We start from the raw sequence: 18,810 nt of genomic DNA on the forward strand, positions 1-18,810 counted from the left end.
GGTCGCTGACACGCGGTCCAGGGTAACGGGTCTCTTCCCGGTGCGCACCACCTCCCCCGCGAAGGAGACGACGATCACATCGGAGCGGGTCGGGGTCGGCTGCGCCGACGTGAGACCCGCCCGCCGCCCGCAGCCCTGACATTTGTCATGCCGAGGTCGTGACGGACGGGCGAGGGATGACGGCCCGCGGGCGGGCAGATTCGAGGCATGACCACAGCGCAGCCGACTCCCATACTCCGCCGGGGCCCGCACAGCAGTGACGCGGTGCACCTGACCGGAGTCCACAAGCATTTCGGTCAGGTGCACGCCGTCCGCGGCCTGGATCTGACGATCCGCCCCGGCGAGGTGGTGGCCTTCCTCGGTCCCAACGGAGCCGGCAAGACCACGACGGTCGACATGATCCTCGGTCTCTCCCAGCCGAGTTCGGGGACGGTCGAGGTGTTCGGGCTGTCTCCGCGGGACGCCATCTCCCGGGGGCTGGTGTCGGCGGTGATGCAGACCGGTGGGCTGCTGCCGGAGCTGACCGTCGGCGAGACCGTGCAGCTCACCGCGAGCCTCTACGCGGACGCACGACCCGTCGACGAGGTGCTGCGCCGCGCCGGCATCCTCGACATCGCGGATCGGCCGGTCCGAAAGTGCTCCGGTGGCCAGCAGCAACGGCTGAGGTTCGCGATGGCGCTGCTGCCCGACCCGTCGCTGCTCCTGCTCGACGAGCCGACGGCGGGAATGGACGTCGAGGGCCGGCGCGAGTTCTGGTCGGCGATCCGCGCCGACGCCGACGCCGGCCGCACCGTGGTGTTCGCGACGCACTACCTCGAGGAGGCCGACGCGTACGCGGATCGCATCGTGCTGGTGCGCCGCGGACAAGTCGTGGCCGACGGAACCACTGCCGAGGTCAAGGCCATGGCCGCCGGCCGCACCCTACGCGCGACGGTGCCCGGCGCGGACGCCGCACTGCTGCAGTCCATTCCGCACGCCGACGCCGTCGAGCTGCGCGGCGAGACGCTCGTCGTGCACTCGTCGGACACCGATGCGGTGGCCCGCCATCTGCTCCTCCACACCGCGGCCCACGACCTCGAAATCGTCTCGCGCGGACTGGAAGACGCCTTCATCGCCCTCACCACCGACCACACCGAAGGACCGGTTCGATGACCACTCTCGCTGCCACCCGTCCGACCGTCCGCTGGGGCGGGTTCAACACCACCCTGCTGCGACTCGAGTTGCGCCGCCTGCTCCGCAACCGCCGGACCGTCATCTTCACACTGGTGATGCCGGTCGTGTTCTTCCTGATCTTCGGCCTCGGCCAGGGTTACAGCGAGGAGAACGCCGGCCGGGGCAACGTCACCGCGTACATCATGATCAGCATGGCGCTCTACGGCGCGATGATCGCGACCACCAGCGGCGGCGCCATGGTGTCGGTGGAGCGGGCCTCGGGCTGGAGCCGGCAGCTGCGGCTGACCCCGTTGTCCCCCGTCGCGTACATCGCGGTGAAGCTCGTGGTCGCGATGACGCTGGGACTGGTCGCGCTGGCGGTCGTGTACGCCGTCGGCGCGTTCACCTCCGCCGACATGGACGGCTCGCTGTGGGTGACGACGGCGGTGATCGCGTGGCTCGGATCGTCGATCTTCGCGGCCTTCGGGCTCTTCATGGGATACCTGCTGCCGAGCGAGAACGTCATGCAGATCCTCGGACCCGGGTTGGCGCTGCTGGCGTTCGGCGGCGGCCTGTTCATTCCGCTGCAGGACGGCTCCGTGTGGGCGACGATCGCGCAGTTCACGCCGATGTTCGGCATCGGCAACCTGGTGCATGCCCCGCTCACCGGCGACGCCGTCCAGTGGACGTGGATCGTCAACGTCGTCGTGTGGCTCGCGATCTTCGTCGGCGGAGCCGTGTGGCGGTTCCAGCGCGACACCGCCCGCGTATAGCGTGTTCGACGTGATCAGCACCGAACGCCCCGCCGCAGTGCAGCGGTGGGGCCGTTTCGGCATCGTCTTCGCCGCCGTCTGGCTGGTGTTCCTGTTCGAGCCACTGGCAGCGGGATGGCATCGGCGCGATCTGGCGAGCGGCTGGATCGGCATCACAGCCACGCTCCTCTTCGCGGTGGTCTTCCTGTCGGTGTTCTCCTCGGCACGTCGGGGTCGGATGCGTCGCGAATTGCGGCCCCCGCTCCCACAGGCGATCGGCGACATGACAGTGCTCGTCGCTCTCGCGGTGATCATGACCGTCACGCTCGGCGAGGCGGGGCTGGCGTCGACGGTGTTCCTCGCGGTGACCGCGGTGACGCTGCTGCCCGCGATCGCCGGCGGTGCCGTCGCCCTCGGCGTCGCCGGCGTGGTCGAGCTGCTGGCGACGCGCGCCGGCTGGAACGTGTCGAGCCTGCCGCTCGCGATCTGCGCGGCCGCGTTCGCGATGGCGGGCGTCACCGCACTGATGAACCGGAACATCGCGCTGCTCAACAGGCGCGACGAGGACGAGTTGCGCGTAGTGCAGGAGGAACGCGCCCGCATGGCCCGGGATCTGCACGACATCCTGGGCCACTCGCTCACCGTCATCACCGTCAAGGCACAGCTCGCGAACCGGCTCCTCGACGTCGATGCCGACAGGGCCCGTGTCGAACTCGACGACCTCGAGCGGCTCTCCCGGGACGCACTCGCCGACGTCCGATCGGCGGTCGAGGGGTTCCGCGGCGTCTCACTGCCCGTCGAGATCGCCCGGGCCCGTGAGGCGTTGCGTGCCGCCGGGATCGAGGCCGACCTGCCCAACAGCACCGACGCCGTCCCCACCCGGCTGCGGGAGCTGTTCGCCTGGACCGTGCGAGAGTCGGTGACGAATGTCGTGCGGCACAGCGGTGCTCGACGCTGCACCGTGACGATCGACGACCGCCACGTGGCGGTGGTCGACGACGGCGTGGGCACCGACGCCCTGCTCGCGGGCAACGGACTCACCGGACTCCGGGAGCGCGCGGCAGCAGCCGACGCCCGCGTGATCGTCACGCATCCGCAGCCTCGAGGTTTCTCCGTCCAGGTCGTCGCCGAGGAGGCACCGTGACGATTCGCCTGCTGCTCGCCGACGACCAGGCGCTGGTCCGGGGCGCCCTCGCCGCCCTGCTGGATCTGGAGCCGGACCTCGACGTCGTCGCCGAGGTGGGACGCGGCGACGAGGTGGTGGCGACTGCCGCCCTGCACCACCCTGACGTCGCGCTGCTCGACGTGGAAATGCCAGGGCTGGACGGAATCTCGGCCACCGCCGCGCTGCGCGAGGCCGCGCCCACCACCCGGGTCCTGATCGTGACGACGTTCGGCCGACCCGGGTATCTGAGACGCGCATTGCTGGCCGGCGCATCGGGATTCGTCGTCAAGGACACACCCGCACGCCAGTTGGCCGACGCGGTCCGACGGGTACACGCGGGGTTGCGTGTCGTCGATCCGGCGCTGGCCGCCGACAGCCTCGTCAGCGGGGAGTCACCGCTCACCGACCGCGAGACCGAGGTGCTCCTGGCCGCCCGCGACGGTGCATCCGTCGCGTCCATCGCGGCCACGTTGTTCCTGTCCGCCGGCACGGTCCGCAACCACCTGTCGTCCGCGATCGGCAAGACCGGCGCGGAGAACCGCACCGAGGCCGTGCGAATAGCGGACGCCAACGGCTGGCTCTAGACGTCCGCCGTGGACGTCCTATGCTGGACGGTGCAGCTGGTTCGCCTGGCGCGGTCGTGAGGAGCCCCGAAGACCGCCCCGGCGTCGAAGCATTCGCGGTCGTGAGACCGACGAGTGTGAGAGGGAACCCGGTGGAAGTCCGGGACTGTCCCGCAGCGGTGAGTGGGAACGACCGCCGTCACATGCACTGGACCGACAGGTCTGGGAAGCGACGGCCAGTAGGTTCGGCGGCTTCGCAACCGCCCGAGCGCCCACGAGTCCGAAGACCTGCCGACTGTGTCGGGCACGCCGTGCTCGACGGTCCACCGCCTCGAGGAAAAGGCGAGAATGGGCGACGCGCTGCACTTCGTGCTGCCCGCTGGCGGGCGCGCACCAGGGGCTCGCTTCTTCTCGTCTGCCGGCGGTGACCATCCACGCTGTGAGCAACTGGAGAACACCGTGACATCCGCTTTCACCGCAACCGTACTGGGCTCCCCGCGCATCGGACCCCGTCGCGAACTCAAGAAGGCAGTCGAGTCCTACTGGGCCGGGAAACTCGATGCCTCCGCACTCGAATCGGTCGGCAAGGAACTGCGCCGACAGACGTGGACCGAACTGGTCGAGACGGGCATCGACTCCGTCCCGGTCAACGTCTTCTCGTACTACGACCAGATGCTCGACACCGCCGCGATGCTGGGGGCGCTGCCCGAGCGGGTCGCCGGGATCGCCGACGAACTGGACCGCTACTTCGCGGCCGCCCGCGGCAACGCCGACGTCGCTCCGCTCGAGATGACGAAGTGGTTCGACACCAACTACCACTACCTCGTTCCCGAGATCACCCCGGCGACGACGTTCACGCTCCACCCCGCGAAGGTGCTCGGCGAGGTCGAGGAGGCCCGGGCGCTGGGCGTTCCGGCCCGACCGGTGGTGATCGGGCCGGTCACCTTCCTGCTGCTGTCGAAGTTCGAGAACCAGGCGCCGCTGGACCGCCTCGACGACATCGTTCCGCTGTACGCGGAGCTGCTGGGCAGGCTCGCCGACGCCGGTGTCGAGTGGGTCCAGATCGACGAACCGGCGCTGGTCGCCGACCGCACCGGCGCCGAACTGGCCGCGACCCGGGCGGTGCACGGCCGCCTCGCCGCGGTGGACCACCGCCCGGCAATCCTGGTGGCGTCGTACTTCGGTGACCTCGGGGACGCGTTGCCGACACTCGTCGAGACCGGGGTCGAGGGCATCGCCGTCGACCTCGTCGCGGGCTCGCTCGAGTCGGTCGCCTCGACGCCGGGGCTCGAGCGCAAGCATGTCGTCGCGGGTGTCGTCGACGGCCGCAACGTCTGGCGCAACGGGCTCGACGGATCGCTGGACGCCCTCGAAACCCTCCGGGAGCGTGCGGGTTCCGTGGCCGTGTCCACGTCGTGCTCGCTGCTGCACGTCCCCTACACGCTCGAGGGCGAGGACGGCCTCGACCGCGCACTGCGGTCGTGGCTGGCGTTCGGCTCGGAGAAGATCGGCGAGGTCGCCGCTCTCGCGACCGCACTACGGCACGGGCGTGACACGATCGCCGACGAACTGTCCGACGCCCGCGCCGCGACAGCGACCCGGGCCGCCGATCCGCGCCTGCACGACGACGCGATCCGCGACCGCCTCGCCGCGCTGACGGACGCCGACCGCAAGCGCATCCCGGCGGCGGAACGTCGCGCCCTCCAGGCGACCGAACTGCCCCTGCCGCAGTTGCCGACCACCACGATCGGTTCGTACCCGCAGACCACCGCGATCCGCGTGGCCCGCGCCGCCCTGCGCAAGGGTGACATCGATCGGGCCGAGTACGAGCGCCGCATGCGCGCCGAGATCGCCGATGTGGTTGCGCTGCAGGAGAAGCTGGGTCTGGATGTGCTCGTCCACGGCGAGCCCGAACGCAACGACATGGTCCAGTACTTCGCCGAACAACTCGACGGGTTCTTCGCCACCGCGAACGGTTGGGTGCAGTCGTACGGCAGCCGCTGCGTCCGCCCGCCGATCCTGTTCGGCGACGTGCGTCGCCCCAAGCCGATGACGGTCGACTGGATCTCGTACGCACAGTCGCTCACCGACAAGCCGGTCAAGGGCATGCTCACCGGTCCCGTCACGATCCTGGCGTGGTCGTTCGTGCGCGACGACCAGTCGCTCGCCGAGTCGGCCGACCAGGTTGCCCTCGCGATCCGTGACGAGACGATCGACCTCGAGGCGTCCGGCGCGAGGGTGATCCAGGTGGACGAGCCGGCGCTGCGGGAGCTGCTGCCGCTGCGGGCGGCCGACCAGCCCGCCTACCTGGACTGGGCCGTCGGCGCCTTCCGGCTTGCGACGTCGGGCATCGCCGACACGACCGCGATCCACACCCACCTGTGCTATTCGGAGTTCGGTGAGGTCATCGGGGCGATCGCGGGCCTGGACGCCGACGTCACGTCCATCGAGGCGGCCCGGTCCCACATGGAGATTCTCGACGACCTCAATGCCGTCGGCTTCGACCTGGGCGTGGGACCCGGCGTCTACGACATCCACTCGCCGCGAGTGCCGTCGGTCGACGAGATCGCCGCGTCGCTGCGGGCGGCACTGAAGGCCGTCCCCGCCGAACGGCTCTGGGTCAACCCCGACTGCGGCCTCAAGACGCGTGGCAACGTCGAGGTGGAGGCCTCGCTCCGGAATCTCGTCGAGGCCGCGCGCCTGGTGCGGGCCGGGATCTAGACGACCGACCCCGGTGTCCTGGTCCCATGGGGCCGGGACACCGGGCACCACGCTCACGCCCGTCGTCGCGCGGGACGTTCGCTTCCGAAATCGCGTGCCATCCGCACCAACTCGTCCGCGGCGGTGTGCAGTGGCCCCTGCGCGCTCCACACGGCGCGCAGGGTCCGATCGAGCTTCAGTCCCTCGACCTCGACCACCGCGAGATCACCGGACGCGACGGCGTCCGCGACCGCGAGAGTGCTCAACACCGCGGGCCCCACCCCCGCCAGGACGCTGCTCCGGATCGCGCCCGAGCTGCCGAGTTCCAGGAGCGGAGCGGCACGCGAGTGGAGTTCGAGCGCGAGGTCGAGCGTGGTCCGCGTGCCGGAACCGGGCTCGCGCACGATCAACGGTGTCATCGCCAGCTCGGGCGGGGTGACGGGCCGGGTTCGGGTCGCCCACGGATGCCCGGGGTGGACGACGATCACCAGGCGATCCCGGGCCACGGGCGTACTTTTGAGCCGCTTCGGAATGGTCGGCGACTCGACGAAGCCCAGCTCACAGGAGCCGTCGGAGATCTGCTCGAACACTCGCAGCGAGTTGTGCACCTCGAGATGGATCGTCAGCTCCGGATGCGACTGGCGAAAGCGCCCCAACCACAACGGCATCAGATGCTCGGCGACGGTCATGCTGGCACTGACGCGCAGTCCGCGTGACCGTTCCGCCCGCAGCCCGTCGACCACTTCGAGCAGCTTCTCGGTGTCGTCCAAGATCTTTCGAGCCCAGTAGGCCACCACAGTTCCGCTGGGCGTGAGGACCGATCCGGTGGTGCTGCGCCGCAGCAACGTCATTCCGAACCGGCGTTCCAACTGCTTGATGCAGCGACTCGCGTTGGGCTGAGCCATTCCCACGAGTCGACTTGCAGCACTGAGACTTCCACAGTCGCTGACGTTGACCAACAATTCGAGCGCAGTGAAGTCGAGTGACCGGGGAGACATGCGTCGAGTGTATGGCGGCCCGAAAGATCATATCAATTCGATATGAGGTGTTGCCCAATCGGGCTCTACCGAACAAACGCCCGATGGAGGATCGTTGTCCTGTGAAATCCGAACTGGGGCAGCAAGACGAACTGGTCGCCGCGCCCCCCTCCCCTGCCGCCGTCTCTCGGCTGGACGGAGTCCGTGCCTACGTACCGGGCATTGCACTGTCGGCCGCGGCAGCCGCCATCGCAATGGGCATCAGGCACTTCGTCCCCACACTGAGCCCGCTCCTGATCGCGATCGTGATGGGCGCCCTGGTGGCCAATCTGGTTGTGCTGCCCGCAAGCTTCAGTGCGGGAATCACGTTCTCGTCCAAGAAGCTTCTGCGGGTCGGGATCGCACTGCTGGGCCTCCAGCTGGTCCTGAGCGACATCCTGGGACTCGGATGGGGCGTCATCGCGATGGTCGTCGCGATCGTCGTTCTCGGAATCGTCGGCACCATGTTCGTGGGCAGCCTGCTGGGCCTGTCGTGGACCCAACGGGTGCTCATCGCCTGTGGCTTCTCCATCTGCGGCGCCGCTGCCGTGGCCGCTGCGGACGGTGTCGTGGAGGCGGAGGAGGAAGAGGTCCTCACCGCCGTCGCGCTCGTCGTGATCTTCGGCACGTTGATGATTCCGACCATCCCACTGCTCTCGAACGCGCTCGGCTTCGACGACATGCAGGCGGGACTGTGGGCAGGCGGATCGATCCACGAGGTCGCGCAGGTCGTCGCCGCCGGCGGGATCATCGGCACCGCGGCCTTGACCGTGGCGACGATCGTCAAGCTGGCCCGGGTCCTCATGCTGGCCCCCGTGATGGCCGTCCTGAGCGTGATGCAGCGCCGGCGGTCGGTCGAGCAGAGCGCCACCTCCACCCGGCCGCCGCTGGTTCCGTTCTTCGTCGTCGCGTTCCTCGGGTTCGTGGTCATCCGCTCGATGGGATTCGTTCCGGCAGGTGTCCTTTCCTTAGCGAGCTGGCTGCAGACCGCACTGTTGACGGCCGCGATGTTCGCCCTGGGCGCCGGTGTCCGCATCGCGACGATCAAGAAGGTCGGCATCCGGCCCTTCGTCCTCGCCGCCGCGTCGACGGTCTGGGTGGCGCTCATCGCGCTCGTAGGGGTCCTGCTGGTCTGAACGGAATACTCCCGACCAGAACCACGGGCCTGCCGCGCGATCCGTCGCACGGCAGGCCCGTTCTCGGTTTCTCGCCCCCCTGCGCGACTACGGACGACGCACGTCCAGTCCGGCCCGACGTCGGGTGGCCTCGGTGATCGCGGACCAGTCCTGGTCGGCCTGGCCGTGAGCCAGCGCATCGAGGAAGACGTTCTCGAGCACGCTACCGAAGGGCAGGCCCATGTTCACGTCGTTGGCCTGCGACAGTGCGAGCCGAACATCCTTGAGCCCCAGAGGGAGCCGGAACCCGGCGGGCTCGTAGCGACGCTGCGCGATCATCGCGCCGTAGCCCTCGTAGACCCCTCCGGGGAAGAGGCTGTCGTTCATGATCTTCATCAGCAGCTCGGGCGAGCCGCCGACCTTCTCGGCGACGGTCGTCGCCTCGGCCATCGACTGGATCGCGGTGGCGATCAGATAGTTGCCGAGAATCTTCACGACGTTCGCCTGCTTCGGATCGTCTCCGACGCGCCACGTGCGGCGTCCGATCACGTCGAGCAGGGGCGCAACCTCGTCGATCGCGCGCGAGTCGCCCGCCACGAGGACGGTGAGTTCACCCGCCTCGGCCACCTCCGCGCGCCCGAACACCGGAGCGGCCACGTAGAAGATGCCCCGCTCCGCCAGGCGGGACTCCGCCTCGGCGGACATCCCGGGGCTGACGGTGGCGAGATTGACGTGCACCGATCCGGATTCCGCGGCCTGCAGCGACGACGTCGACAACACCGAATCCGCGAAAGCTCGATCGTCGGCAAGCGAGCTGAACACGACGGACTTCTGCAGCACATCGGAGAGGTCGGGTGCCTCGGACGCGCCGTAGTCGACGACGCTTGCCGCCTTGCCGGGGCTGCGGTTCCACACCGTCACGTCGTAGCCGGCTCGGGCGAGGTTGCGCGCCATCGGGCGCCCCATCGTGCCCATACCCAGAAATCCGATGTCCACAGCAACCTCCGGCGGCGAAAGCGCGGTCACACGGTTCGCCCCACTGTAACGCCGACGGGCCAGGCAGGAACCCCACTGCGATTCTTGCCGGATAGTCCCGATTCGTCGGCTACCGTCGACCGGTGGGGAGTGGACTGAAGGAACACTGGAAGCTCGTGGCGCTCGGGATCGCGCTAATCGGGGCGGTCGGGACCATCATGGTCAGTGTTCTCGCGGACCGGTCGAGCGCGCCGACTTCGGCACAGGAACAGCACTCCGTCGTCATGAGCCTGAAGGATCGCCCCCGACCGGCATGGACGCTGGACATCGGCCGCCTCACCCACAACCCCGGCGACGTGCTGTTGGCCATGCCGCAGACTCTCGACACCTACTACGGCTACGGCTCACTCTTCAATGCCGGTGACATCCTGATCGCGGCGACCGCCTATCCCCTGCCGGCGGCCGAAGGGCAGTCCGGCCGGCCCGCCGGCGCGGTCACGCTGATGGGGATCGACCCGGCCGACGGGTCGAGGATGTGGAAGGTGCGGGTCGGCAACGTCGGCCAGTGCGCCCAGGAGGTCGGACAGCGCGTCATCGCGTGCTGGGAGAATCGACGTGTCGCCTTCGTCGACATCGAGTCCGGCACCCTGCTGTCCGAGATCGGAACCGACTTCGACCTCAATGGTGCTCGGGTGGACGGGGATACGGTGTACGTCTCGGGTTCCGTTTCGGACGGCGGATCCGCTGAGTCGGTACTGACCAGTGGCACCGTCACCGACATCACCGCGAACTTCCGACGCACCTTCGACGTTCGCGGCGATGCCGGGGCGGTCTACGCGACGCCGGACACCGGCACGATCATCGCCTACGAGCGCGGGCGTTCAGGTGAGCCTCCGTACATATACACGGTCTACGACCTCGAGACGGGCGACCGGCGGTTCGCCTTCGAGGGCGATTCGCTGCTGCAGGTCGGTGAGGGGCTCTTCCTGACCAGCACAGGCGGGCGATCCGGGACCGTGGGAACGCAAAACGTCCTGGCGGCCGACGGATCTGTGATCCGCGCCGTTCCCATCCCCGTGTACGTTCCACAAGATCCCCCCCCGGCAAGCCGTCGACGTCGGCACCGCTCTTCCTCGGCGACGGCGCGTACGACCCGAAGACCGGCGCGGAGCTCTGGCGAAACCCTGCTCTCGTGAACGAGGGCTCCGTGCAAAGGAGCTCGGCTCTGTCGGCCGTGGCCGGACACACCGCTGTGCTCACGTCGGCGGATACCCGGACGATCACCGGGCTCGACCTGGAATCGGGTCGCCAAGTGTGGCAGACCCCGTGGGAGGACGCGTACTGGATCCGGGGCGGAGCCACCGACGGTCAGTACTTCGCCTTCAGCGACTACACCGGCACGCATGCCATCCGGGCGAGCGACGGGAAGATCATGTGGTCCGTGCCGCTTCCCGAGGGAGCGGACCCCCGGGAGGTGGTCGTGTCGGATGCCGCCGGAACCCTCATGGTGTCGTGGCGCGACCACTTCACATTCTGGAAATGAGGTCCGTTCACGACGCCGGCGGATACGGCAGTCGACTGCTGAAGTCGACGTCGACGCGAACCGGGCGGCCGATCTGCGGAAACGCCCGTTGCGCGCAGTCCGTCCGCTCGCAGATCTTGCACCCGGCCCCGATCGGGACCGGCGACATCTGCTCGTCCAGTCGCAGACCCCGCGAATACACCAGCCGATCGGCGTGCGTGATATCGCAGCCCAGTCCCACCGCGAAACTCCGTTCCGGTGTCCCGTACGGCCGGGCACCGTCGTCCGTGGTGCGGGCGATCCACAGGTAGGTGCGGCCGTCCGGCATCTGGGCCACCTGGGTGAGGATGCGGCCCGGTGCGGCGAACGCGTCGTGCACCACCCACAGCGGACAGCTCCCACCGACACGTGAGAAGTGGAAAGCGGTGGCGGACTGGCGCTTCGAGATGTTCCCGGCCCTGTCCGTCCGGACGAAGAAGAACGGCACTCCCCGACGGGTGGGCCGCTGCATCGTCGAGAGTCGGTGGCAGACGGTCTCGAATCCCACCTCGAACTGCAACGCGAGCATCTCGATGTCGTAGTGCAACTGCTCCGCGGCATCGAGAAACTGGCTGTACGGCAACAGCAGTGCGCCCGCGAAGTAGTTCGCCAGCCCGATCTTCGCGAGCTCACGGGCGTTGTCGCTGAGCGTCGCCGCCGCGTCCACTTGCCGGTCGATCACCGTGGATTGTGTGAGGAAGGCCAACTGCGTGGCGATCTGGAAGGCGCGTTGCCCAGGTGACAGGTGTCTCGACAGCGTCAGGATGCGGTTGGTCGCGTCGTAAATGCGTTTGGGACCGGGACGATCGGGCGGATCGGTGCGCAGCCGGACGACGATGTCGTGCTCGGACTCGAGCAGCGCCGTCAGCTGCGTGTCGAGCGAACCGATTCGCAGACCGCTCTCGACGAACAGCCGCTCGGCGGCGTCGTCGAGTTCGGCGATGTGATTGTGCCTGTCGTAGAAGAAGTCTCGCACCTCCTCGAACGGCATCGGGACCGCATCACCTGCGCCGGAAACGGGCGCGGCCAGGTGTGCACTGAACTGCTCCAGTTGTTCTGTCACGGCCTGCAGTCTGCGATGAACGCCGACGAGCGCATGTCCGATCTCGGGCATGCGGGCGACGAACTCCTCGATGGTCGCCGGTGACGGCGACGGCGTCCCGAGCGTGGTCAGCACGTCCTGCAGGTCCGCAGCCAACCGCGCGTCCGACTCGGCCGCGAAGAAGTGGGCATCGAGGTCGAACGTCGTATTGAGTTTCAGGAGCACCGGAACGGTCAGCGGCCGCTGGTCGTTCTCTAGTTGGTTGACGTAGCTCGCCGACAGGTCCAGGATCCGGGCGAGCGCCAGCTGTGTCAGTCCGCGTTCCTCGCGCAGCCGACGCAGCCTCGGGCCGCCGTAGATCTTCTGCATCTCGCGCCCTTCCACACTCTGGACCGTTGGCCCCACTCAACCATGCCGACACGCATTCGCACCATTCGCAAAATCGGGCCACACACACCACCAAAATACGCATGTTCAGGCACTTCTCGCCGGATCCGGTTGTGCATACGCTGCGAGAACCAGCGACATCACGACATCGAAGGACACCGCGTTGAAGACCCATTCCGTTCACACCCACCGCTCAGCGGAGGAGTTCCCCAAGACCGAGCACCTCGCGTGGAAGATCGCCGAGGTGGCCACCGATCCGGTGGAGGTTCCGGCCGAGACCGCGGACATGATCGTCAACCGGATCATCGACAACGCCGCCGTCGCGGCGGCGTCGGTGACCCGTCGCCCGGTGGCGAACGCGCGCGCTCAGGCGCTGGCACACCCGTACGGCCCGGGTTCGACGGTCTTCGGTGTCGGTGGCACCTACTCGCCCGAGTGGGCGGCGTGGGCCAACGGCGTCGCGGTGCGTGAGCTCGACTTCCACGACACGTTCCTGGCCGCGGAGTACTCGCATCCGGGCGACAACATCCCCTCGATCCTGGCGGTCGCGCAGCACACCGGCCGTGGCGGCACGGACCTGATCCGCGGCCTGGCCACCGGCTACGAGATCCAGGTGGACCTGGTTCGCGCAATCTGCCTGCACGAGCACAAGATCGACCACGTCGCCCACCTCGGACCGTCCGCCGCGGCCGGCGTCGGCACCCTGCTCGGGCTCGACACCGAGACCGTGTACCAGGCCGTGGGTCAGGCGCTGCACACCACGACCGCGACGCGGCAGTCCCGCAAGGGCGAGATTTCCAGCTGGAAGGCGTACGCACCGGCCTTCGCCGGCAAGATGGCCGTCGAGGCCGTGGACCGCGCGATCCGCGGCGAGGGCGCTCCGTCCCCCATCTGGGAGGGCGAGGACGGCGTCATCGCATGGCTGCTCGGCGGTCCGAACGCGGAATACGCTGTGCCGCTTCCCGGTCCGGGCGAGGCCAAGCGCGCCATCCTCGACACCTACACCAAGGAGCACTCGGCGGAGTATCAGAGCCAGGCCCCCATCGACCTGGCCCGCCGGATGCGCGACCGCATCGGCGATCTCGACCAGATCGCGTCGATCGTGCTGCACACCAGCCACCACACCCACGTCGTGATCGGCACCGGCTCGAACGATCCGCAGAAGTTCGATCCGACCGCCAGCCGCGAGACCCTCGACCACTCGGTGATGTACATCTTTGCGGTCGCGTTGCAGGACGGCACGTGGCACCACGAGCGTTCGTACGCACCGGAGCGCGCGCAGCGTCCCGACACGATCGAGCTGTGGCACAAGATCTCCACCGCCGAGGATCCGGAGTGGACGCGGCGTTATCACTCGGCCGACCCGGACGAGAAGGCGTTCGGTGCCCGCGCCGAGGTCACGCTGCGCAGCGGCGAGGTGATCGTCGACGAGCTGGCGATCGCCGACGCGCACCCGCTCGGTGCCCGGCCGTTCGCCCGCGACCAGTACATCGCCAAGTTCCGCACCCTCGCCGACGGTGTCGTCGATCCGGTCGAGCAGGACCGCTTCCTCGACGCCGCGCAGCGCACCCCGAAGCTGAAGGCCGGCGAGCTGAACCAGCTCACGTTCACGGTCACCGGCGACGTCCTCGCCCGCTCGCCCAAGTCGCCGAAGGGACTGTTCTGACATGGCCGGCCTCATCGCTGCCACCACCACGGCCGCCGACAAGCGCCACGCGCTGCGCGCCGGCCTGTCCTCGGGGAAGATCCAGCGCCTGCCCGGTGCGATCAATCCGTTGACCGCCAAGCTGATCCAGGAGATCGGGTTCGAGGGCGTCTACGTCTCGGGCGGTGCGTTCTCCGCCGGGCTCGGCCTGCCCGACATCGGGCTGACCACGCTCACCGAGGTCGTCGCGCACAGCCGGCAGATCGCCGGCGTCACCGACCTGCCCGTGCTCATCGATGCCGACACCGGCTTCGGCGAGCCCATGTCGGCGGCACGCACCGTCCTCGCCGCCGAGGACGCCGGCATCGCCGGCCTGCACCTCGAGGACCAGGTCAACCCCAAGCGCTGCGGCCACCTCGACGGCAAAGCCATTGTCCCCACCGACGACATGGTCCGTCGCCTGCGCGCCGCCGTCGCGGCTCGACGTGACGCGAACTTCGTGATCTGCGCCCGCACCGACGCCGCCGGGATCGACGGCATCGATGCCGCGATCGAGCGGGCCAAGGCCTACGCCGACGCCGGCGCCGACATGATCTTCACCGAGGCCCTGCACACCGAGGCGGACTTCGCGAAGTTCCGCGCGGCAGTGGACATCCCGTTGCTCGCGAACATGACCGAGTTCGGCAAGTCCAGGCTCATCCCCGCGCAGACGCTCGGGGACATCGGCTACAACGCGGTGATCTACCCGGTTACTACGCTGCGTCTCGCGATGGGCGCCATCGAACGGGGGCTGCGCGAGATCCACGCGACTGGCACCCAGGAGGGTCAGCTCGACCAGATGCAGACTCGCTCCCGGCTCTACGAGCTTCTCGAGTACGAGCGCTACAACGAGTTCGATTCCGGAGTCTTCAACTTCACGCTCGGAGGGAACCAATGACGAATGCAGTCCCGACGATCTACAAGGGGCTCGCCGGTGTCGTAGTCGACACCACCGCGATCTCCAAGGTCGTTCCCGAGACCAACTCGCTGACCTACCGCGGCTACGCCGTCCAGGACCTGGCGGCGAACTGCAGCTTCGAGCAGGTCGCGTACCTCCTGTGGAACGGCGAGCTGCCCTCGGACGCCCAGCTCGAGCTGTTCTGCCAGCGCGAGCGGGCGAGCCGTCGCGCCGACCGGTCACTGCTGTCGCTGGTGGCGAAGATGCCGGACAACTGTCACCCCATGGATGTCGTCCGCACGGCCATCAGCTACCTGGGAGCCGAGGACCCCGAGGAGGCGGACAGCTCTCCGAAGGCCAATCGGGAGAAGGCACTTCGCATGATGGCCGTGCTGCCGACCATCGTCGCCGCCGATCACCGCCGTCGGCACGGTCTCGATCCGATCGCCCCGCACAGCCACCTCGGCTTCGCCGAGAACTTCCTCAACATGTCCTTCGGCGAGATCCCCGAGCGGGAGATCGTGAAGGCGTTCGAAGTCTCGCTGATCCTCTACGCGGAGCACAGCTTCAACGCCTCGACCTTCGCCGCCCGCGTGGTGACCTCGACGCTGTCGGACATCTACAGCGCCGTCACTGCCGCGATCGGAACCCTCAAGGGGCCGCTGCACGGCGGCGCCAACGAGGCCGTCATGCACGACATGATCGAGATCGGCGAGCCCGAGCGCGCCGAGGCCTGGATGCGGGACAAGCTGGCCCGCAAGGAGAAGGTGATGGGCTTCGGCCACCGCGTCTACAAGAACGGTGACTCGCGTGTCCCGACGATGCGCAAGGCGTTCTTCGACGTCGCCGCGAAGACCAGCGGCGACAAGTGGATCCAGATGTACGAGATCCTCGAGCGCACCATGGACGACGCCACGGGCATCAAGCCCAACCTCGACTTCCCCACCGGCCCTGCGTACTACCTCATGGGCTTCGATGTCGAGGTCTTCACCCCTATCTTCGTGATGAGCCGCATCACGGGTTGGACCGCGCACATCATCGAGCAGGGCGAGTCCAACGCACTGATCCGTCCGCTCAGCGAGTACACCGGAGTGCCGCAGCGCTCGGTGGTCGCCTGAGCGGACGGACCGCGCCCTACTGTTCCCTGTGTGGCGACGATGTGCCGTTGACGAGCCGGGTCCGCTGTCGGGGATCGAGCCCGATCTCCGCACCGACAAGCGCAAGCGCTGCCGCCCCGTCAAGCACGGCCGCGTCGGCGGAGGGCGACGTACCGTGCTCGGCGAACTCCGCGGTGTGGTGCACTGCGTCACCGACGTCGTAGCCGATCGTCGGGTGAATCGAGGGAATCACCTGCGAGATGTTGCCCATATCGGTGGACGCGATGTGCTCACCGGCACGGGAGATCGGAGTTCGTCCCAGTCGTCGGAGTGCGCGCACGTAGGCGCCGGTCAGATGGTCGTCCTGTAGGAGATCTGCAAACTCCTCGCCGGTGGCGGCGACCGTGAGGTTGGTCCCGGTGGCGATGGCACCGGCCTGCAGGCACGCCTGGACCCTGGACTGCGTCCGGCGCAGTTGGGCGAGCGTCTTTGCGCGAATCTCCACCGCGGCTGCGGTTTGCGCCGGAATCACGTTCGGCGCCTGCCCGCCCTCGGTGACGATGAACGAGACGATCACGCCCGGTTCGAGTTGCTGCCGCAGTAGGCCGATGGCGTGGTACGCGATCGAGATGGCGTCGAGAGCGTTCACACCTTCCCAGGGGGCAGTTGCGGCGTGGGCAGGCTTGCCCACGTACCGCACCGTCAGTTGGGTCATCGCGAGCGACGAGCCCGCAACCTCGTCCTGAGCGCCGGCATGCACCATCATTGCGACGGAGACATCATCAAAGATGCCTTCCCGCAAGAGAATTGCCTTTCCCCCACCGGCTTCTTCGGCCGGGGTGCCGACCAACTTGACCCGGAGTCCGAGCTGATCGGCTACCTCAGCGAGCGCGAGGGCGCCGCCGACAGCCGCGGCAGCGTTGACGTTGTGACCACAGGCGTGCCCGATCCCAGGCAGGGCATCGTATTCCGCGCAGAAGCCGACAGTGAGTTCGCCGGCGCCGTAAGTGGCGGTGAACGCGGTGTCCAGGCCGCCGACACCGCGTTCGACGGTGAATCCGGCAGCGGTGACGAGGGCGGTGATCTTTCCGCACGACCGGAACTCCGCGAAGGCGATCTCCGGTTCCCGGTGCAGGCTGTGGCTCAGTTCGAGGAGTCGGTCGGACCAGCGCGCCACGGCCGCCTCGATCGCTGCCGCGACGTCGTCCACTTCGGTGTCTCGTACCGCGGTCACTGCTGCACCTCCCGCGCCCGGTAGCAGAGGCCCAGTCCCGCGCCGACCAGAGCGACGACGGCGCACACGGACCACAGCCAGAGGTAGGCGTGCAGCGTCACGCCGGCGGAGGTCTGGTGTGCTGCGATGATCGCGCCCACCACCGACGCTCCGATTGCTGCGCCGAAGGACAGTGCCAGCTCGTTGATGCCCGCCGCCATGGCGGTGTCGGTCTCCGCGACGCATTCCACGCACAGCGCGCGAGTCGAAGCCTGGTATCCGCCGAAACCGAGTCCGAGCAGCGCGATCGCGACGAGGTACTGCGTGGGCGTGTCGTGCCACACCAGAAGGCTCAGGAACGCGGCCGCGATGACGACGCCGGAAAGCGCAAGCGTGTAGCGCTCGCCGAGCCTGCGGAGCAGCGTTGCAGTGGACAGCGAGCTGCCCAGCGCGAACACGTTCAGCGCCAGAGCGACCAGCGCGATCGCTTGCGGACCGTAGGCCAGACCGATGCCGGACCGGGCTGGTGACGAGCCGAGGAAGATCGCGTTGGCGCCGAAGAACCCGATCGTCGAGAACGCCAGGCAGAAGGTGACGCCGGAAACGATGGCGACCGGTGGAGTCGTCAGCATCCGCATGCTCACCAGCGGCGTCGTCGACCGAGCGTCGGTGGCGATCCACGCCGCGAGCATGACCAGTCCCGCGACCAGCGCGCCGACCGTGCGCAGGGAGGTCCACCCCCACTCGCCACCGAGCGACAGCGCAGTGACGACCCCGACGAGCCCTGAGGCCAACAGCACGAATTGCAGCACGGGAAACCGCTCTCCGGTGTGGGGCGCGCCGTCCGGAAGAACCAGGCCCGCAACAACGGCCAGCACCGCCACCGGTACCGCCGCCCACAGTCCCAGTGTCGCCGAATGCTCACTGAGCGAACCCGAGACGACCCCACCGAGGCCCACCGCCGCGGTCAAGACTCCGACCAGAATGCCCACTCCGGATCGCCGGTGTTCCGGGGCGCGGTGCCGCAGGATGCCGATGAGCAGCGGCATGAAACCGACGACAGCGGCCTGTAGGACGACACCGACGGAGAGGGTGAGCGAACTCGGTCGGACTGCCATCAACAGGGTGCCGACAGCCACGAGGGCGATGGAGATGCGCAGGTAACGCCGGTACCCGTACGAGTCTCCGAGCTTCGCCAACAGCGGCGTCCAGACGGCGAAGGCGAGCTGGGAGAGCAGGTAGATCCGGGTCTGCCCCGCTTGGGTGATGTGCAGGCCCTCGCCGAGCGACGGCAGGAGGGGCGTCAAGTACCCCTGGGTGACGCCGCTGAGCAGCTCGACGAGTGCCATCGAGCCCAGCAGCGCCGTGATCGGCAGCCGCCGCCGATCGGCCACGTCCGTGCCTGGCGGTGATTGTGTCGACATGATTGAACCTCGACAGTGGAAGGGGCCTGGAGACCAGGATGCGCCGGCAGCGCGCACACCACTGTG

Annotated in this window: 16 protein-coding genes and 1 riboswitch; of the genes, 11 read left to right on the forward strand and 5 right to left on the reverse strand. The window is 68.4% G+C overall.

Annotation, left to right across the window (positions count from 1 at the left end; genetic code table 11):
• The first annotated feature begins 207 nt into the window (after positions 1-207).
• The 5 genes from ABI214_RS08990 to metE all read left to right on the forward strand — a co-directional run bounded on the left by ABI214_RS08990 (position 208) and on the right by metE (position 6,353).
• Complete coding sequence (locus ABI214_RS08990) at positions 208-1,152, forward strand: ABC transporter ATP-binding protein (protein ID WP_348608934.1); 945 nt, start codon at positions 208-210, stop codon at positions 1,150-1,152.
• Positions 1,149-1,925 carry an ABC transporter permease gene (locus ABI214_RS08995; RefSeq protein WP_348608940.1) on the forward strand — a complete coding sequence of 259 codons (777 nt, stop codon included), beginning with the start codon at positions 1,149-1,151 and terminating at the stop codon, positions 1,923-1,925. The genes ABI214_RS08990 and ABI214_RS08995 overlap by 4 nt, the downstream gene beginning before the upstream one ends.
• 10 nt (positions 1,926-1,935) lie before the next feature.
• Positions 1,936-3,048: a sensor histidine kinase gene (locus ABI214_RS09000; RefSeq protein ID WP_348608945.1), complete on the forward strand. Its 1,113-nt coding sequence runs from the start codon at positions 1,936-1,938 to the stop codon at positions 3,046-3,048.
• Entirely contained in the window at positions 3,045-3,653 is a 609-nt protein-coding gene (locus tag ABI214_RS09005) for a response regulator transcription factor (RefSeq protein WP_348608950.1), read from the forward strand. The genes ABI214_RS09000 and ABI214_RS09005 overlap by 4 nt, the downstream gene beginning before the upstream one ends.
• 77 nt (positions 3,654-3,730) lie before the next feature.
• Positions 3,731-3,942: riboswitch (cobalamin riboswitch) on the forward strand.
• A gap of 149 nt (positions 3,943-4,091) precedes the next feature.
• Positions 4,092-6,353 carry a 5-methyltetrahydropteroyltriglutamate--homocysteine S-methyltransferase gene (gene metE, locus ABI214_RS09010; RefSeq protein ID WP_348608954.1) on the forward strand — a complete coding sequence of 754 codons (2,262 nt, stop codon included), beginning with the start codon at positions 4,092-4,094 and terminating at the stop codon, positions 6,351-6,353.
• A gap of 53 nt (positions 6,354-6,406) precedes the next feature.
• On the opposite strand, the gene ABI214_RS09015 is transcribed toward metE, so the two are convergent.
• Complete coding sequence (locus ABI214_RS09015; protein ID WP_348608959.1) at positions 6,407-7,330, reverse strand: LysR family transcriptional regulator; 924 nt, start codon at positions 7,328-7,330, stop codon at positions 6,407-6,409.
• A gap of 83 nt (positions 7,331-7,413) precedes the next feature.
• On the opposite strand from ABI214_RS09015, the gene ABI214_RS09020 reads away from it, so the two are divergent.
• Positions 7,414-8,484, forward strand: coding sequence for a YeiH family protein (locus ABI214_RS09020; RefSeq protein ID WP_348608962.1), 1,071 nt, complete (start codon positions 7,414-7,416; stop codon positions 8,482-8,484).
• 87 nt (positions 8,485-8,571) lie between these two features.
• Here the strand turns inward: ABI214_RS09020 and ABI214_RS09025 are convergent, their stop codons facing one another.
• Positions 8,572-9,459, reverse strand: coding sequence for an NAD(P)-dependent oxidoreductase (locus ABI214_RS09025; protein WP_348608965.1), 888 nt, complete (start codon positions 9,457-9,459; stop codon positions 8,572-8,574).
• A 122-nt stretch (positions 9,460-9,581) separates the two neighbouring features.
• Between ABI214_RS09025 and ABI214_RS09030 the strand changes: the two genes are divergently transcribed.
• Together ABI214_RS09030 and ABI214_RS09035 are read left to right on the forward strand one after the other, a co-directional pair.
• Positions 9,582-10,634, forward strand: coding sequence for a hypothetical protein (locus ABI214_RS09030; RefSeq protein WP_348608968.1), 1,053 nt, complete (start codon positions 9,582-9,584; stop codon positions 10,632-10,634).
• Positions 10,631-10,981, forward strand: a complete 351-nt coding sequence (locus ABI214_RS09035; RefSeq protein ID WP_348608971.1) for a PQQ-binding-like beta-propeller repeat protein — start codon at positions 10,631-10,633, stop codon at positions 10,979-10,981. Before ABI214_RS09030 ends, ABI214_RS09035 begins: the two co-directional genes overlap by 4 nt.
• A 7-nt stretch (positions 10,982-10,988) precedes the next feature.
• Here ABI214_RS09035 and ABI214_RS09040 read toward each other — a convergent pair whose 3' ends face one another.
• A complete protein-coding gene (locus ABI214_RS09040; protein WP_348608974.1) occupies positions 10,989-12,410 on the reverse strand; it encodes a short-chain fatty acyl-CoA regulator family protein in 1,422 nt (473 codons plus the stop codon).
• A 181-nt stretch (positions 12,411-12,591) separates the two neighbouring features.
• Between ABI214_RS09040 and prpD the strand changes: the two genes are divergently transcribed.
• From prpD to ABI214_RS09055, 3 genes are read left to right on the forward strand one after another with little or no spacing between them, the layout of a single operon-like run.
• Positions 12,592-14,094, forward strand: a complete 1,503-nt coding sequence (prpD, locus tag ABI214_RS09045; RefSeq protein ID WP_348608978.1) for a 2-methylcitrate dehydratase PrpD — start codon at positions 12,592-12,594, stop codon at positions 14,092-14,094.
• Between the two features lies 1 nt (position 14,095).
• Positions 14,096-15,010: a methylisocitrate lyase gene (gene prpB, locus ABI214_RS09050; RefSeq protein WP_348608981.1), complete on the forward strand. Its 915-nt coding sequence runs from the start codon at positions 14,096-14,098 to the stop codon at positions 15,008-15,010.
• A complete protein-coding gene (locus ABI214_RS09055; protein ID WP_348608984.1) occupies positions 15,007-16,128 on the forward strand; it encodes a bifunctional 2-methylcitrate synthase/citrate synthase in 1,122 nt (373 codons plus the stop codon). Before prpB ends, ABI214_RS09055 begins: the two co-directional genes overlap by 4 nt.
• 16 nt (positions 16,129-16,144) lie before the next feature.
• On the opposite strand, the gene ABI214_RS09060 is transcribed toward ABI214_RS09055, so the two are convergent.
• Positions 16,145-17,341 (reverse strand): amidohydrolase, encoded by a 1,197-nt coding sequence (locus tag ABI214_RS09060; protein ID WP_348608987.1) that lies wholly within the window; start codon positions 17,339-17,341, stop codon positions 16,145-16,147.
• Positions 17,338-18,744, reverse strand: a complete 1,407-nt coding sequence (locus tag ABI214_RS09065; RefSeq protein ID WP_348608990.1) for an MFS transporter — start codon at positions 18,742-18,744, stop codon at positions 17,338-17,340. The genes ABI214_RS09060 and ABI214_RS09065 overlap by 4 nt, the downstream gene beginning before the upstream one ends.
• Positions 18,745-18,810 lie beyond the last annotated feature (66 nt).

It is taken from the genome of Prescottella soli (genome assembly GCF_040024445.1).
Lineage (GTDB): Bacteria > Actinomycetota > Actinomycetes > Mycobacteriales > Mycobacteriaceae > Prescottella > Prescottella soli.